At 35.8% G+C, this 15,857-nt stretch carries 13 protein-coding genes, 1 tRNA gene, 3 pseudogenes and 1 riboswitch; of the genes and pseudogenes, 4 read left to right on the top strand and 13 right to left on the bottom strand.

Features of this window, described 5'->3' with window-relative positions; all coding sequences use genetic code 11:
* Positions 1-96: 96 nt before the first annotated feature.
* The 5 genes and pseudogenes from clpX to TKV_RS12260 form a co-directional block, all read right to left on the bottom strand.
* Positions 97-1,371 carry an ATP-dependent Clp protease ATP-binding subunit ClpX gene (gene clpX, locus TKV_RS03085; RefSeq protein ID WP_049684705.1) on the bottom strand — a complete coding sequence of 425 codons (1,275 nt, stop codon included), beginning with the start codon at positions 1,369-1,371 and terminating at the stop codon, positions 97-99.
* 21 nt (positions 1,372-1,392) lie between these two features.
* Positions 1,393-1,980: an ATP-dependent Clp endopeptidase proteolytic subunit ClpP gene (gene clpP / locus TKV_RS03080; protein ID WP_049684704.1), complete on the bottom strand. Its 588-nt coding sequence runs from the start codon at positions 1,978-1,980 to the stop codon at positions 1,393-1,395.
* 5 nt (positions 1,981-1,985) lie between these two features.
* Positions 1,986-3,290: a trigger factor gene (gene tig, locus TKV_RS03075; RefSeq protein ID WP_049684703.1), complete on the bottom strand. Its 1,305-nt coding sequence runs from the start codon at positions 3,288-3,290 to the stop codon at positions 1,986-1,988.
* A gap of 186 nt (positions 3,291-3,476) precedes the next feature.
* Positions 3,477-3,561, bottom strand: a tRNA-Leu gene (locus TKV_RS03070).
* Between the two features lie 192 nt (positions 3,562-3,753).
* Positions 3,754-4,856: pseudogene (locus TKV_RS12260) on the bottom strand (ISLre2 family transposase).
* Between the two features lie 117 nt (positions 4,857-4,973).
* Positions 4,974-5,076, top strand: a riboswitch (TPP riboswitch).
* A 12-nt stretch (positions 5,077-5,088) separates the two neighbouring features.
* Here TKV_RS12260 and TKV_RS12255 point away from each other — a divergent pair.
* Positions 5,089-5,202 (top strand): annotated as a pseudogene (locus TKV_RS12255) (hydroxyethylthiazole kinase); the annotation flags it as partial.
* 333 nt (positions 5,203-5,535) lie between these two features.
* Here the strand turns inward: TKV_RS12255 and phoU are convergent.
* From phoU to TKV_RS03030, 6 genes and pseudogenes are all read right to left on the bottom strand, one after another.
* Positions 5,536-6,189 carry a phosphate signaling complex protein PhoU gene (gene phoU, locus TKV_RS03055; RefSeq protein WP_049684701.1) on the bottom strand — a complete coding sequence of 218 codons (654 nt, stop codon included), beginning with the start codon at positions 6,187-6,189 and terminating at the stop codon, positions 5,536-5,538.
* Between the two features lie 450 nt (positions 6,190-6,639).
* The gene (locus TKV_RS03050) at positions 6,640-7,359 is read right to left on the bottom strand and encodes an ABC transporter ATP-binding protein (RefSeq protein WP_049684700.1); all 720 of its coding nucleotides are present in this window, start codon (positions 7,357-7,359) and stop codon (positions 6,640-6,642) included.
* A 2-nt stretch (positions 7,360-7,361) separates the two neighbouring features.
* Positions 7,362-8,129 carry an ABC transporter ATP-binding protein gene (locus TKV_RS03045; RefSeq protein ID WP_049684699.1) on the bottom strand — a complete coding sequence of 256 codons (768 nt, stop codon included), beginning with the start codon at positions 8,127-8,129 and terminating at the stop codon, positions 7,362-7,364.
* Positions 8,104-9,073, bottom strand: a pseudogene (locus tag TKV_RS14080) (branched-chain amino acid ABC transporter permease). The gene TKV_RS03045 and the pseudogene TKV_RS14080 overlap by 26 nt, the downstream one beginning before the upstream one ends.
* A 10-nt stretch (positions 9,074-9,083) precedes the next feature.
* On the bottom strand, positions 9,084-9,968 hold the full coding sequence (locus TKV_RS03035) for a branched-chain amino acid ABC transporter permease (protein ID WP_049686186.1): 885 nt from the start codon (positions 9,966-9,968) through the stop codon (positions 9,084-9,086).
* Positions 9,969-10,034: 66 nt separating this feature from the next.
* On the bottom strand, positions 10,035-11,204 hold the full coding sequence (locus TKV_RS03030) for an ABC transporter substrate-binding protein (protein ID WP_049684698.1): 1,170 nt from the start codon (positions 11,202-11,204) through the stop codon (positions 10,035-10,037).
* 589 nt (positions 11,205-11,793) lie between these two features.
* Between TKV_RS03030 and TKV_RS03025 the strand changes: the two genes are divergently transcribed.
* Positions 11,794-12,291 carry an HD domain-containing protein gene (locus TKV_RS03025; protein ID WP_236617315.1) on the top strand — a complete coding sequence of 166 codons (498 nt, stop codon included), beginning with the start codon at positions 11,794-11,796 and terminating at the stop codon, positions 12,289-12,291.
* A 462-nt stretch (positions 12,292-12,753) separates the two neighbouring features.
* Here TKV_RS03025 and TKV_RS12705 read toward each other — a convergent pair whose 3' ends face one another.
* Positions 12,754-13,230, bottom strand: a complete 477-nt coding sequence (locus TKV_RS12705; protein ID WP_158506590.1) for a transposase — start codon at positions 13,228-13,230, stop codon at positions 12,754-12,756.
* Between the two features lie 320 nt (positions 13,231-13,550).
* Here TKV_RS12705 and TKV_RS03015 point away from each other — a divergent pair, with 320 nt between their 5' ends.
* Together TKV_RS03015 and yfcE are read left to right on the top strand one after the other, a co-directional pair.
* A complete protein-coding gene (locus TKV_RS03015; protein WP_049684697.1) occupies positions 13,551-14,105 on the top strand; it encodes a nitroreductase family protein in 555 nt (184 codons plus the stop codon).
* Between the two features lie 569 nt (positions 14,106-14,674).
* Positions 14,675-15,226 (top strand): phosphodiesterase, encoded by a 552-nt coding sequence (yfcE, locus tag TKV_RS03010; RefSeq protein WP_049684696.1) that lies wholly within the window; start codon positions 14,675-14,677, stop codon positions 15,224-15,226.
* A 292-nt stretch (positions 15,227-15,518) separates the two neighbouring features.
* On the opposite strand, the gene TKV_RS03005 is transcribed toward yfcE, so the two are convergent.
* A complete protein-coding gene (locus TKV_RS03005; RefSeq protein ID WP_049684695.1) occupies positions 15,519-15,830 on the bottom strand; it encodes a PTS fructose transporter subunit IIB in 312 nt (103 codons plus the stop codon).
* Positions 15,831-15,857 lie beyond the last annotated feature (27 nt).

The following is a 15,857-nucleotide window of genomic DNA, read 5'->3' as shown; positions in this document are numbered from 1 at the left end:
TCCCCTCTTTGTGCAATATAATCCCACCCCCCTTCTCATTCACTATCTTAGTATGTGAAGGAGAAGGGGGATTGATGTAAATTCCTTATAATTTTTTTAGGAGATGGATTCCGCCTTTTTTATCTTCTTCTTGGTCTTTTGAACATCAGAATAGACCAGTGTAGGAGGAGCTTTCTTTAAAACAGTCTCCTCTGTTATTATGCATTTTTCTATGTTGTCGCTGGAAGGTATTTCATACATTACATCCAGCATAATCTCTTCCAGAATTGACCTTAAACCCCTTGCACCTGTCTTTCTCTCTAATGCTTTATCTGCTATAAGGCTTAAAGCTTTTTTCTCAAATTCAAGTTTGACACCATCTAATTCAAACAACTTTTCATACTGTTTTACTAAAGCATTTTTCGGCTCTGTGAGTATTCTTATTAACGCCTCTTTGTCCAAAGCCTCCAACGTTACAACAATCGGAACCCTTCCTATAAATTCAGGTATCATACCGAATTTAAGGAGGTCCTCAGGCATTATATGATTTAAAATCTCTCCGATATCTTTTTCTTTCCTGCTCTGTACGTCTGAACCAAAACCCAATGTTTTTTTGCCAATTCGAGATTCTATTATCTTTTCAATGCCTTCAAAAGCACCTCCACATATGAACAATATATTGGTGGTGTCTATCTGAATAAATTCTTGATGAGGATGTTTTCTTCCTCCTTGGGGCGGCACATTGGCAATAGTTCCTTCCAAAATCTTAAGTAGTGCCTGTTGAACGCCTTCTCCTGATACGTCGCGAGTAATAGAAGGATTTTCAGATTTTCTCGCTATCTTGTCTATTTCGTCAATGTAGATTATTCCTTTTTCTGCTTTTTCTATGTCGTAATCCGCCGCCTGTATAAGCTTTAACAGTATATTCTCTACATCTTCACCTACATATCCAGCTTCGGTAAGAGAAGTAGCATCCGCTATTGCAAAAGGAACATTGAGTAATTTTGCAAGAGTTTGCGCTAAAAGCGTTTTACCGGAACCAGTCGGTCCTAAAAGCAAAATATTGCTCTTTTGAAGCTCTACATCATCTGGCCTTAATCGGCTGTTAATCCTTTTGTAATGGTTGTAAACAGCAACCGCCAAAGCTTTTTTTGCTTTTTCTTGACCTATCACATATTGGTCAAGAAATTCTTTTATTTCTTTTGGTTTTGGGAGTTCCCCGATTTCTACATCTATATTTTCCTCAAATTCTTCATTTATGATTTCCTGACAGAGCTCAATACATTCGTCGCAAATATATACACCAGGACCTGCAACTAATCTCTTTACTTGATCCTGTGTCTTTCCGCAAAATGAGCACTTTAGTTGCTTTTGATTATCATATTTGGCCATAATTCCACCTCTTTTGGGGCGTTATTTTTTCTTCCTGACAAGGACCTCGTCTATAATGCCGTATGCTTTTGCATCCTCCGCATCCATGAAAAAGTCTCTTTCAGTATCCGCCTTTATTTTTTCGATAGGCTGCCCCGTATTTTCCGCAAGTATCCTGTCTAACTTATCTCTTAACCTCAGTATCCTTTCAGCGTGAATTTTAATGTCGGTAGCTTGGCCTTGCATGCCTCCTAAAGGCTGATGTATCATTATTTCGCTGTTTGGAAGTGCAAACCTCTTTCCTTTTGTACCTGCTGCCAGCAAAAAGGCAGCCATAGATGCGGCCATTCCAACGCACAAAGTCACTACATCTGGTTTTATATATTGCATAGTATCATAAATGGCAAAACCTGCAGTTATAGAACCTCCTGGACTATTTATATAAAGCCAGATGTCTTTGTCAGGGTCTTCAGCTTCCAAAAACAGAAGCTGCGCAATGACTAAGCTTGCTGTAGTATCATTTATTTCTTCTCCCAAAAAAACGATTCTGTCTTTAAGCAAGCGAGAAAATATATCATATGAACGTTCGCCTCTATTAGTCTGCTCTACTACTATAGGTACAAGACTCATAAAAATCACTCCACTTTATCTTTACTTATTATTTTACACTTACTAAAAATAAAGTCAATTGTCTTAAAATAGGCTATATCTTCTTTTATGCTATTTATTTGGCTTTCAGTGAGACTTTTCTTTAATTCTTCCAAATTTATTCTGTAATTCGTTGCCATTTCTTTTAACCTATTTTCTAATTCTTCCTCTGTAGCCTCAATCTTCTCTACTTTTGCTATTTTATCTATAACAAGCTGAGTCTTTACTCTCTTTAGAGCTCCTTCCCACATTTCTTTTCTTAAATCTTCTAAACTTTTACCTGTAATTTCCAAATACTTATTAAGGTCTAAGCCTTGATATCTCAAATTATAGTCCAAATCCCTTAAAGAAATGTCTATTTGCCTTTCTACCATGACATCTGGAATGTCCACTTTTGCATTTTCTACAACTTTAATCACCGCTTTTTCTTTCATTTCATTTTCAGCTTCTAATCTATTTTTTTCTTCTATTTTTTTTCTTATATCAGCTTTTAATTCTTCTAAGGTTTCAAATTCGCTTACATCTTTTGCAAATTCATCGTCTAATTCAGGCAGTTCTTTCTTATTTAAAGCCTTGAGAGTGACTTTAAAAACAGCAGATTTGCCTCTTAATTCCTCTACCCTGTAATTTTCGGGGAAAGTAACATTCACATCAAAAGTGTCATTTATATTGTGGCCTACAATTTGTTCTTCAAAACCAGGCACAAAAGTACCGCTTCCTAATTCTAATTCATAATTTTCAGCTTTGCCACTTTCAAAAGGCTTGTCATCGATAAAACCTTCAAAATCTATTACAGCTATATCTCCTTCTTGGGCAGCTCTTCCTTCGATAGGGACAATCCTTGCATTTTGCTGCCTTAACTTTTCTAACTCGTATTCTACATCGCCATCGTACACATTATACTCTATTTTTTCAATTTCTATACCTTTGTAGTCTCCCAGTTCCACTTCTGGCATAACAGGTACTGTAGCTTCTAAAATTAAGTCTTTACCTTTTCCAATTTGTAAAATATTAATGTCTGGATAATCTATTGGCTCTAAATTAAACACTTTAAGAGCTTCTTTATATGCCCCATCAAAAACATATTCTACAGCGTCCTCATATAGCACTCCTTCACCGTAATACCTTTCCACAATAATTCTCGGTGCTTTCCCTCTTCTAAAACCCGGCACATTGAACTTTGAAGCGTTCTTTTTAAAGGCAAAATTTAAACCTTCTTCGAACTTTTCACTTGGTATGGTAAGTTCAATCGTTGCAACACTTTTCTCTAATTTTTTAAGACTCACACCCATTAAGTAAATCCTCCTATTTCTTATTCTTTCGAATAAAGTCTTCTAAACTTATAATATTATAACATAAAAAAACGGTGAATCAAACTCAAGTTATTGTAATTTTATCACTTTTCCTTTGAAACTTACTTTTTTCATTTATTAAAAAAATAATGCGTATTGCATTATTTTTCAATCCTTATTATACCTTGGTGCGGGCAAAGGGACTTGAACCCCCACGTCGAAAGACACCAGATCCTAAGTCTGGCGCGTCTGCCAGTTCCGCCATGCCCGCATATTAAAATAGTGCGCCATTAGGAACTCGAACCATAGGGTCACTGAGTAAAAATCTGCACAAAGGTATTTTATCAGAGATTTATTGACATGTCAAGAGTGCCATTGTGAATGATGTCAAGATACTGTAGGACATTTTTTAAAGACAACCCCTGAAATCTCATTAAATCAAGGTTCCCATCCATTATGTTTTCTATATCACACTTTCATATTTTATTGCTTTTAAAATTCTGTATATTGGTGTTACTTTACCTATATTTAAAACCGTAATATTATTTATCTTTTCATTTATATACGTTTTAGCTCTCTTCACTACCTCTTTCATCTGCTTCTTCGTTAATTTGTAACCTCCATTGGTATTTTTTCTTTTATTACGCCGCTCTATTTCTCTTAAGTTGCCTCCATTCTTGCTAAATACCCTTAATTTTGCCATTAACTTTAGCCCTTCTCTACTCCATCCTAATGGATTCCTGCTTTCTTCTTCTCTTGCTCCGTTTCTGCTAATTTCGCTAGTTCATTAAATGCCTCTTTTAATGCTTTTTCATCCCCTTCGTTTACTGCCCTCTATATTCTATCTCTATATCTTGGTTCCCTCGATGTTGCTTTTAAATGATACCTATCTAGTACAAATCTGGATTTTGGTATCCACTCTAATCCTTCTTTTATCCATTTTGCCCCATCCCCCGCTATGTATACCTTCTTTATCTTCTCTTCTTTGTAATTGTCATTTATATAATTTGCTACATCTATCCATATGTCTTCGGGTTTTCCCCCTACGTATGCTTTGTAATAAACATTCTTTAGTTCATTCCTCCCATTCTTTGTTTCTTTCCCTTCATGTATGTATACAAGTCGTGGCATCTCTTTACTCCCATCTTGTAAGGATACATAGTCTTCGTCCGCTTCTATGTATAACACCCTTACTTCCTTCTTCACTTTTTCTTCTTTCTTTACTTCTACTTCCCCTATTTCTTTTATTGCGTTTAATACCGTCTGTTTACTTAATTCCTCTGGACATGCTTCTTTACTGCTTTTCTCGTATGATTCTTATATCGATTTTTCTACTAGCCTTATTTTTACTCCCTTCTCTATCCTCTCATGCCTTTCTATCCCTAATGCGTCATCTACCAAATATGTGTACCTACCATCTCTTTTGGATTTGTAATATGTTCTTTCATATCCTATTATTGCTTCCCTCCCCAATTTATCCGTTATTTCCTTGATTATTGATACAAGCTCTGTAATGTCCATACCTTCTTTTAATAACTTCTCAAAAATTTCTATCACTTCATGGATGAAATTACACTATATAGACTTAACTCATTGAATATTGATACCATTTTCAAAATAATTATTGAATTCTTTTAGGTTTGTGGTATAATTACTTTAAGCATATTGGACAAAACCAAATAAGACGAGTGCTATGGGAGCCAAGAAGTGGCTGAGAGGGAATTCGTTCCCGACCCTTTGAACCTGTCAGGGTAATGCCTGCGTAGGGAAGCATGTTTCTTCTTGACATTGTGTAAAAATGCTCACCTCACCTTTAGTTCACCATATCACCAATGTAGTTACTGTCAACGATTGTGCTAATATAACATTGGCTATAGGAAGATTGCCAGTTATGGCCTATGAATTGGAAGAAGATTAATTGGATAGACAGTAGTCATGATTATACAAACTGGCACATGGATAACTTCCCATACGACTTTTGTCGGTAAAGTAGCTACCAATTGTTTTAATACACTCCATATCAACACTTTTTTAAAATTTTATCGAAAACTATATTATTTATAGAATAGAAGTTATTTGATTTTTATCTACAAGAGGAATTCCTATTGAAGTTATTAAAATTAAAAAATGTATAAAAATGAAAACCAAAATACACCAAATAAACAGCAGTAATGACGCCTTACTCCACATAAACTTTCGTTATAGGCTGCGGCTTTGCTTAAAATTGTTCAACAACCTAATATTTTTAATTTAAATCTATATGCTCTCCCGTATCTAAGTAAATTACCCATTCACATATATTAGTAGCATGATCAGCAATTCTCTCAAGATAACGAGCTACAAACAAAAACTGACTCGCCTGGTCGATGTTTCTTGGGTCTTCCATCATATAAGTTAATGGTTCTGTAAATACTTGTTTGTAAAGGGCATCTACTATATCATCTTTTTCACCAATCGTCCTTGCAAGGTCTAAATCCTGTCGGACATAAGAATCCAATGACATTTTTACCATTTCTCTTACGGTTTCAGCCATTCTAGGAATATATATCAATGGTTTTATATATTTTTGATGAGCAATCCTCAAAGTAGTTTTTGCTATATCTACTGCATAGTCTGCCATTCTTTCTAAGTCTGTAACAATTTTAAGCCCTGTCAAAACTATTCTCAAATCCCTTGCAATTGGCTGCTGGGTTACAATGATCTTTGCACATTTATTGTCAATTTCTACTTCCATTTTGTCTATTCTGTCATCGTCATCTATAACTTTTTGAGCCAATTCTGTATCATGGTTCACTAAAGAAACAATGGCGTTCGCTATCGCCTCTTCTACAAGGCTACCCATTTTTAATACGTCATAATGAAGTTTCTCTAATTCTTTTTCAAAATGAGTGCGATTCACCCTTTCACCTCCTTTAACCGAATCTTCCAGTGATGTAGTCTTCCATCCTCTAGTCTTGCCACAACCAGATGGACTTATAAAAACTAAAATGCCATTTTCTTACGGAGATAGAATAATGATTAATTAAAGTATAAAAGCATAAAATATTAAAAAATAAAACAAAGGCATACTCATATAAATGAAACGCCTTTGTTTCATTCTAAGGTTATATTTTTATATTTTATTTTTAAGGATGTATAATAAATGTTGAATTGTTCAGGAACCAAGCTGTAGAAAAATAGAGTACTTATACTAAATGCCTCCTGTCAATTCTCAGAGCAAACTTTCAAAATTTTATTATAATGTAAATTTTTTGACAAAAATAATATCATGACGAACCAAACTTTTTATGTATAAAAGTAGAGGTTCGCCTTTAATCTGATGAGTAAAATTGCCTTACTAACCTCCTCTTTAACCCCCAAGATAAGCTTCCTTTACCTGCGGGTTTTCTGCCAACTCCCAAACGGGGCCAGATAACACAATATTTCCTGTTTCTAATACATAGCCTTTATGAGCAATAGAAAGAGCCATATGTGCATTTTGTTCTACTAAAAGAATAGTAGTTCCTTGTTCGTTTAGTTCTTTAATAATCGCAAAAATTTCTTTAACCAACAGAGGAGCTAAACCCATTGAAGGCTCATCTAAAAGCATGAGTCTAGGTGCCGACATCAATGCCCGCCCCATCGCTAACATTTGCTGTTCTCCGCCAGATAAAGAGCCGGCCAGTTGTCCCTTTCTTTCAGCAAGCCGCGGAAACCGCTCAAAAACCTTAGTAAGCCTGCGTTTAAATTCCACTTTATCTTTTAAAAGATAAGCACCTAGTTCTAGGTTTTCCATTACCGACATGTTAGCAAAAACCCGTCGGCCCTCAGGCACCTGGCTTATACCCATTTTTACGATATCATGAGCAGCTTTATCAGTAATATCCTTACCTTCAAAAATTATTCTTCCCGATTTAGGCTTGACCAATCCGCAAATTGTATTTAAAGTAGTGCTTTTTCCCGCACCATTTGCCCCAATTAAGGTTACTATTTCACCTTCGTTTACGGTAAGCGATATTCCCTTCAAAGCATGAATGGCCCCGTAAAACACATTTAACTCTTCAATTCTTAATACTTCTTTCCCGCTCATAGTTATGCCCCCTCTCCTAAATACGCTTCAATGACCCGAGAGTTGTTTTTAATTTCTTCAGGCGTCCCATGAGCAATATTAACTCCATAGTCCAAAACGTAAATCCGCTCGCAAATGTTCATTACTAAATGCATATCGTGTTCAATAAGCAAAATAGTCATATTAAACTTACCTCGGATAAAATCAATTAATTCCATTAACTCTGTCGTTTCTCGAGGGTTCATGCCTGCTGCTGGTTCATCTAAAAGTAATAAGGAAGGGTGAGTAGCCAATGCTCGGGCAATTTCTAATCGGCGCTGTTCTCCGTAAGGTAAGTTTTTGGCCTTTTCTTCCGCCTTATGAGCTAAGTTCATGATTTTTAATAACTCATAAGCTTCATCCCGCATTTCTTTTTCTCCTCGGTAAAACTTCCCAAGACGGAATATAGCATGCATCATGTTATATGGAACATGTAAGTGCCTGGCAATTAAAACATTTTCTAAAACCGAAAGTTCACCAAACAAACGAATGTTTTGGAAAGTGCGGGTTATTCCTTTAGCAGCAATTTGGTAAGGCTTTAACCCTACTATGCTTTCGCCTTTAAAAATTATATCACCTGTGGTTGGAAGGTAAATCCCCGTTAAAAGGTTAAAAACCGTTGTTTTACCTGCACCGTTTGGTCCGATTAACCCAACTAAATCTCCTTCATTTAAGGTCAGATTTAAATCCTGAACTGCTTTTAATCCTCCAAAGCTAATCCCCAGGCTATGCGTCTGCAGAATGGCTGCCATGACTTACACCTCTCTTTTTCTGCAAAAGCTTAAAGGATAACTCATGGGTTCCAAGAAGGCCCTGTGGTCTAAATAACATTACCAAAATTAAGATTATGGCATAAATTATAAGTCGCAGTTCTGCTAAACTCTGTAAAAATGTAGAAATTAACGTCAGTACAATTGCCGCTACCACTGAGCCAGTGAGGCTCCCTTGCCCTCCTAAAACTACCATCACAAGTATATCAAAGGATTTTAAAAAGTTAAAAGCATTTGGTTCAATAAAGGTAATATAATGAGCAAGGAGTGCCCCGCCAATTCCAGCAAAAAATGAACCCATAGTGAAAGCTATAACTTTATATTTTGTAGTATTTATTCCCATTGCTTCCGCCGCAATTTCATTTTCTCGAACCGAAATACACGCCCGACCGTGGCTGGATTGAACAAAATTTTTGATAACTAAAACTGTAACCAACATGCAGCCAAAAGCCCACAGCCAATTAGTCCTCTGGGTTATTCCCATTAAGCCGTAAGCTCCACCTAAATAACTAATATTTGTTATTACCCCCCCGGATTATTTCTGCAAACCCTAAAGTAGCAATAGCCAAGTAATCACCTTTTAAACGCAAGGTAGGTATGCCAATTATAACGCCGCCAATACCCGCCACTATTGCTCCAACTAACAAGGATACAATAAAAGGAGCATTAAAATTTAAAGTCATAATAGCCGACGCATAAGCACCTAATGCCATAAATCCCGCGTGACCAATAGAGAATTGTCCCGTATAACCAACCACTAAATTTAAACTTACTGCAAGAATGATATTAATTGCGATAATAATTAAGTTTAACATCACAAAAGGACTAATGATTTCTGCTGAATACAAAACCTGAACTCCTACCATAAGCGCTATTAACAACAATGTTACTGCAAGATTTTCCTTTGTAAACCAATTTTTTAGCATTCCCTTTCACCTACACTTTCTCCCGAACGTTTTTCCCAAATAAGCCAGAAGGTTTAACTAATAAGATAATAATCAAAATCACAAAAGCTACGGGATCCCTATATAAAGAACTACCGTACCCACTTACTAAGGACTCGGTAATCCCTAAAATAAGCCCTCCGGTCATTGCTCCAGGTATACTTCCTATTCCTCCTAAAACCGCTGAAACAAAGGCTTTTAAACCGAACATAATTCCCATTAAAGGAAATACTTTATTGTAATATATTCCTACCAGCACTCCTGCTGCCGCAGCTAAAGCTGAACCAAGAGCAAAGGTGATGGATATTGTCGTATCCACATTTATTCCCATTAAACGAGCAGCTTGCATGTCATAAGAAACTGCCCGCATTGCTTTTCCAATTTTCGTATTATGAACTATATACTGCAGTAAAATCATTAAGATAACCGTGACCGCAATAATTAAAATTTCCCTATTTGATATGGTAATCTTTCCGCCAAGTAATGAATACGAAATCTCTTTAAAAACTTTCGGAAATGCTCGAGGTTGCGGACCCAGGAAAAACATTGTGGTATATTCTAAAAGAAGGGAAACACCTATTGCAGTAATTAAAATTACAATTTTTGGTGAGTTTCTTAAAGGACGATATGCCAATCTTTCGATAAAAATGCCTAAAATAGCACACACAATCATGGAAAAAATTAACGCTGGAACAAAAGACATTTTTAAAACCAAGGTCGCATATAGTCCTGCAAAGGCACCAAGCATGTAAACATCGCCATGGGCAAAATTGATGAGTTTTATAATACCATAAACCATAGTGTATCCTAAAGCAATTAAAGCGTAAATACTTCCCACTGATATTCCATTTATTAACTGCTGGATAAATTCCATCATATTAACCACCTCTAACCTAATTAAATTCATTTTTTAGGGGAGGAATATTCCTCCCCCTTTAATCTTTTAAGGATTTACATAAGCTTTATAGGTTTGCTTACCGTCTTTGTATTCCAAAATCACCAAGCTTTTAGCAGGATTGTGATTTTCATCTAAGGAGATTTTTGCAGTAACTCCTTCTACATCCTTGGTGGTCTTTAAAGCTTCTTTGATCTTTTCGGGTGTAGCTTCACCAGCCCGTTTAATGGCATCAACTAAAACAAGTACCGTATCATAACCTACTGCAGCCATTGCATCCGGTTCGCTGCCGTACTTTTCCTTATACTTTTTAACAAAGTCCTGAACTTTTGGATCAGGCATTAAAGACGAATAGTGATTGGTAATAAAGGTGTTATTAAGCGCAGCAGCACCAGCAATTTCAACAAGTTTTGGCGAATCCCAGCCATCACCACCGCCCATAGGAACATTAATACCAAGCTCCCGTGCTTGCTTTACAATTTGACCCACTTGCTCGTAATAACCAGGTACATAAATAAATTCAGGCTTTAAATTTTTAATCTTGGTTAATACCGAGCGAAAATCCTGATCTTGGGTAGTGTAGTTTTCATCAGCTAAAATTTCGCCACCGCCAGCTTTGAAAGCTTCTACAAAAAACTTAGCCAAACCCACCGAATAAGGAGCTGTATTATCTTTTAAAACAGCAACTTTTTTAAGCTTTAATTCATTCAAAACGAACTTTGCCATTGCCGTTCCCTGGAAAGGATCTATAAAGCAAGTACGGAAAATATACTCTCTTACCTTGCCTGTTTTAGGATCTACTGTAACATCAGGGTTAGTTGCCGAGGGCGAGATCACAGGAACTTTATTAGTTTCGGCAATATTAACATAAGATAGGGTATTGCCAGAAGTACACGAACCAATAATAGCAACTACTTTATCTTGGGTAATTAACCGAGTAGCAACCGAAGCGGCTTCTGTATTATCAGACTTATTGTCATACTTGACTATTTCAATCTTTTTACCAAGAACTCCACCAGCATTGTTAATTTCATCTACTGCTAACATAATTCCATTTAAGCCTGATTGACCCAATGTGGCAACATTTCCCGACAGCTCTAAGTTTGCTCCAATTTTTATAGCATTGCTACTCTCAGACTTATTTCCACACGCCGAAGTAAACAAAAGTAAAAACGATAATAAACCTAATGCTACTACCCTAACAAAGCCTTTACGCACGGCCTACCATCCTCCTTTAAAATTTTCTGTTTTTTAATAATAGTCTTACACTTTTTTTGCTATAAGCACCTAATCTGTCCTGCTACACCCCTTTCCTTTTTAAAAGGGTGCAAATCCGCTGCAAATTCTGCTGGCTATTATAATCATTTTAAAAACATATCTACGATTTTCTCATTTTTCTTTATTTTTCTTAAAATATTCAGTATACATTAGGTACGTCCTATTAGTAACCATTTTCACCTCCTTGTGCTCCTTTTTTCAAATTTGAATTAATTTGTGGTATAATAAAAATGATCTTCATATTTTAAAAAGGTTTTTTAGGAGATAATATTTGGTATAAAGTTTGATGGAAAATTAAATTTGAGGGCTAATAATTAAAAAAGCAAAGGCACCTTTCTTCTAAAGGCGCCTTTGCCTTCTTTTCTATTTACTTTCTGCATTAATTATACTTGCTTTTCTTTGTTTTGTCAATATGCAAAAAGAAAAAAGAATGAGTACGAATATTTTAGGTGAGACAAATAACTTTTTAGTTACATTTCCCGATATAAAGTGGAATACAATATGATGCAAAAATTGAGAAGTAGTCAAAATGAAGTGGAAACGGCATTACGATCATGCTTCCGGACCACAGCGCATAGAGACACGATTAAAATCTATTCCAGAGTATATGGATGAGTACGACGAAAGTACAGACATGGTAAGGATAGCCGGTGTGATTAGGAATGGTGGTTTTAGGTATCTCGTAAACATGCTTAAATTAATTGCAGACGCTTTTAGACAAGGTTTGATGGAGTTACCTGGGATGGATAAGAATGCACTTGTACAGGCAGTTATTCTGCATGATATCGGGAAAGTACAGCCGGACTTGAAGATAGGAGATATAGTAAATCCGAAAGAAGCGTTTGAAAAGGGTTATCTTCATGCATTTCGAAGTGCTGATTTAAGCAAGGCGTTATATAATATAGACAGTAAGGTGTATTATTTGATAAAGTATCATCATCTTGAGAATGGACTGCCGTCCGATTTCCCTGAGATTCTTTTGCCAATGTACAGATTTTTCAGATTAATCGATGGCCTTTCAGCTTGAATTACTCGCAGAGGTTCTAAAGTATTGATGAAGACAAATGGTACCAGAATTTATGTGAAGGAAAAAAGCAGTTTTCCCTCTTACAATCAGGAAATTGAAATGGACATTATATGGCTTTAAACACCTAAGCCATTAGTAACAATATAAAGAGATGATTGCTTAGTTTTGTTTTTCATAGGATTTCCTCCGTTTTGTGAATTTTGTATTTCTCTATATAAGAATTTGACAAAAGCGGGGGAATTCCTTTGAAAATATATAGCAGAACCCCTTAATTTATGAGGATTTTGGGGTTCTGCAAAAACCTAAAAGTAATTATGGAATTAGGAGGGGTTAGTGTGAAAGTAAAATAGTTAAATTTGGGCATGACAAAAAGGGCACCAAATGAAGCTGCCCAAAGCCAAATAATGGTAACATATAATGTTTAAGTAATTTTTGGAGGGATAATAGTACAACCTTCTTTTTCTAAAAGTTTAATAGCTTTCTTAATATATTGTTGCCTATGCAATAGAGACAAGTGAGGATCATACGAGCAATAGCAACAATTGCCCGTTTATGACCGCGGCGCTTTTTAATACGTTCATATTTAATCCTAAAATAAGGATTCTTTTTATCCCTAATTGCTGCATTGGCACACTGTATTAAGAGAGGTTTTAAGTAAACACCTGCTCTTGAGACATGGACAGATTTTTTCTTACCTGCACTTTCGTTGTTTTGAGGAGTAAGACCAGCCCAAGAGCAAAGGTGCTTGTCAGATTTAAAAACTGTCATATCCGTGCCGATTTCAGCGATGATATAAGTTGCCGATTTTTCGGTTATGCCAGGTAGGGTAACAGAGATATCAATCAAGTCTTGATAAGGTTTGGCTAATTGAGAAATGGCTTTATCCAACTCAGAAACACAAAGATTGATAAAGTCATAGTGTTTTCTGCAAACCTTCATCTTGACTGATTGATCAACCCTAGAGATAAAAATTAAAATATATAGACATTGACTGAATATCCAGCACAAAAACACTAAGGAATTGCTTATACAATGATTAGTGTACGTGATCAAAGTCACACTTATTTGTGCTTGAGAAGATATTCTACACATGTTAAAATGCGGACTTGAGTCCAATGAGTGGTAAAAATAATTCCACTCCCTCCTCCGTGCTTTGTAGTATATCTATATATTTTAAAGAAATTATATCAAAAATATCGCTCAATAGCACACTTTCATTACAATTTGTGCTTGAGCAAAGCGAAAGGATGTGGGTTAAAATGAACGAGGTTATTTCTGCTATCAAGACGAGAAGAAGCATAAGGAAATTCAAACCTGAGCAGATAAAAGATGAAGAGCTTAATTTAATACTGGAAGCGGCCATTTATGCACCCAGTGGCCACAATGAGCAACCCTGGCACTTTACCGTAATACAAAATAAAGAATTGATCGATCATTTCAGTAGGGTTACCAAGGAAGCCATGGCAAAATCGGATATAGATTGGATATCCAGCATGGGCCGAAGTGAAAAACTGCATCTTTTCTATAACGCACCTACACTCGTGGTGGTTTCCGGTAGAAAGGATGCCTATTCGCCCTTAGCGGATTGTTGTGCAGCCATTCAAAACATGCTGCTAGCCGCTCACAGTATTGGATTAGGCTCATGCTGGTTAGGGCTCACAAGCTTCCTCTTTGAAATGGAAGAGGAAGTAGCAAAGCTCAATCTCCCGGAGGGCTATAAACCATATTTTACCGTAGCCTTAGGATATCCAGACCTGAAAAAGGAGCTTAAGACACCTGAAAGAAAAAAGGATGTAGTGAATTATATACGATAACTTTGGTTCGATGATAATTTTAAAACTCCATTCAACTGGAATGGAGTTTTTTCTTGTGCGCCCGGCATGGGCGATAACTTGGTGGTGAAAGTCCACTACGGGTTTGGCAGTAAGTGTGTTAGAGTTGAGCAGCGAATATGGCATATCAAAATTAACAATATCAGGCTGGTTAAAAAAATCAAGGAAAATAAGTATTTCCGGAATAACGTAAAAAAATAGGTATACCTTTCAATAAGGTGTATTTGGAGAAAAATGTTAACTGTCAATGGTTAACCTAAAAAAACGGGGTATTTCATGTATAACAGCATTTTACATTGTACAATAAAATGCAATCAGAGGAGAGAAATGTATGTACCAAAATATTAGTACCCACTCAAGTTGTGGGCATATTTTTTGAAAGCGTAAAATTTGTGTAGGAGAAGCGACGTTAAAATCTTTTAATGAAAAGTTTATTTAAACTGTTTCCTACAAAAACTTTACACCATCCAGCCACTCCCCACCCATTTAAAGAACAAATATTTGTGGTAAAATAATATAAAAGAACTTTTAAGAAGGGAGATGTATTTTCTATGAAAATTGGTATTATAAGTGATACTCACGGAGATTATAAATCATGGGAAAAAGCGTGGAATTTTTTAAATAAGACAGAAGTTATTTTTCATGCAGGTGATGTATTATACCATGGACCACGTAATTCAATTCCTGAAGGATATAATCCACAAAAACTTTCGAATGCATTAAATACCTGTCCTATTCCTTTGCTCATTGCTCAAGGGAATTGTGATGCCTTTGTAGACCAAATGATGCTTGATATCCCTATACAAACACCCTATGTTTTCTCTATAATTCACGGAAAGAGATTCATGATTCAACATGGTCATAATATTTCCGATGAAGATATACATAATTTAATTCGTAAATATAAATTAGATTTTTTTGTGACAGGACATACCCATATTCCTCTACTAAAAAAAATCGATAGTTGTGTATTGATTAATCCCGGTTCAACATCTCTCAGCAAACGTGAGGATGAAATTAATTCGGTAGGACTTATTGAAGAGAGAACTGTCCAAATAATAGACTTGGAAACAGGAAAAGATATTTTATTTCTTGAATTTTAACTTAGATTTGGCAAGTAGTAGGCAAATTAAAATTTAACTTCCATAAATATAAAATATTGATGCTTTATTGCGAACTTTGCACTTGAAAATTATATAGTTTCACTGTGGTAACAATTGCTATATTGCTTTTTACAGTTAACTTCCTTATGCCTCTATTCAGCTATTTTGTTATTTTACCTGCCGAATTCAAGATAAAATAAAAAAATAAAGCAAATTTGACAAATCATTTTTAGATAGCCGCAAAAGTAAAATCAGGAAAGGCAATCCCTTTCCTGACTCAACAATCAGTTCTTTATTTATTAACCAATTTCAATGCTTCTTCAATAACAGCTTTAGCGTTTTTTATAGCTTTTTGAGCTTCAACTTTATAGATGGGCTTATCTTTAAATCGAGATTCTTCTTTAACTGCTACATCTGCTGCGAAAATAACAAGATCTGCTTCATCAACTTCCTTCTGAGTTATTTTATTCTCTATGCCAATTGAACCTTGCGTTTCAACTTTAATTTTGTGCCCAAGTTTTTTTGCTGCACTCTCTAATGCTTCAGCCGCCATATAGGTATGAGCAATACCTGTAGGACAAGCTGTAACTGCAACTATTTTCATATTCCATCCCTCTTTCTATAAAATTTT

The organism is Thermoanaerobacter kivui, from assembly GCF_000763575.1.
GTDB classification, from domain to species: Bacteria; Bacillota; Thermoanaerobacteria; order Thermoanaerobacterales; family Thermoanaerobacteraceae; genus Thermoanaerobacter; species Thermoanaerobacter kivui.
Note: the sequence above shows the minus strand (reverse complement) of the source record. Positions and strands in the feature narration are given on the sequence as shown.

Coding starts and splice junctions, on each gene's coding strand:
- clpX (WP_049684705.1), bottom strand. CDS start 1,371: ATGGCCAAATATGATAATCAAAAGCAACTAAAGTGCTCATTTTGCGGA.
- TKV_RS03025 (WP_236617315.1), top strand. CDS start 11,794: ATGAAGTGGAAACGGCATTACGATCATGCTTCCGGACCACAGCGCATA.
- clpP (WP_049684704.1), bottom strand. CDS start 1,980: ATGAGTCTTGTACCTATAGTAGTAGAGCAGACTAATAGAGGCGAACGT.
- TKV_RS03050 (WP_049684700.1), bottom strand. CDS start 7,359: ATGAGCGGGAAAGAAGTATTAAGAATTGAAGAGTTAAATGTGTTTTAC.
- TKV_RS03005 (WP_049684695.1), bottom strand. CDS start 15,830: ATGAAAATAGTTGCAGTTACAGCTTGTCCTACAGGTATTGCTCATACC.
- tig (WP_049684703.1), bottom strand. CDS start 3,290: ATGGGTGTGAGTCTTAAAAAATTAGAGAAAAGTGTTGCAACGATTGAA.
- TKV_RS12705 (WP_158506590.1), bottom strand. CDS start 13,230: ATGAAGGTTTGCAGAAAACACTATGACTTTATCAATCTTTGTGTTTCT.
- yfcE (WP_049684696.1), top strand. CDS start 14,675: ATGAAAATTGGTATTATAAGTGATACTCACGGAGATTATAAATCATGG.
- TKV_RS03035 (WP_049686186.1), bottom strand. CDS start 9,968: ATGATGGAATTTATCCAGCAGTTAATAAATGGAATATCAGTGGGAAGT.
- TKV_RS03015 (WP_049684697.1), top strand. CDS start 13,551: ATGAACGAGGTTATTTCTGCTATCAAGACGAGAAGAAGCATAAGGAAA.
- TKV_RS03045 (WP_049684699.1), bottom strand. CDS start 8,129: ATGGCAGCCATTCTGCAGACGCATAGCCTGGGGATTAGCTTTGGAGGA.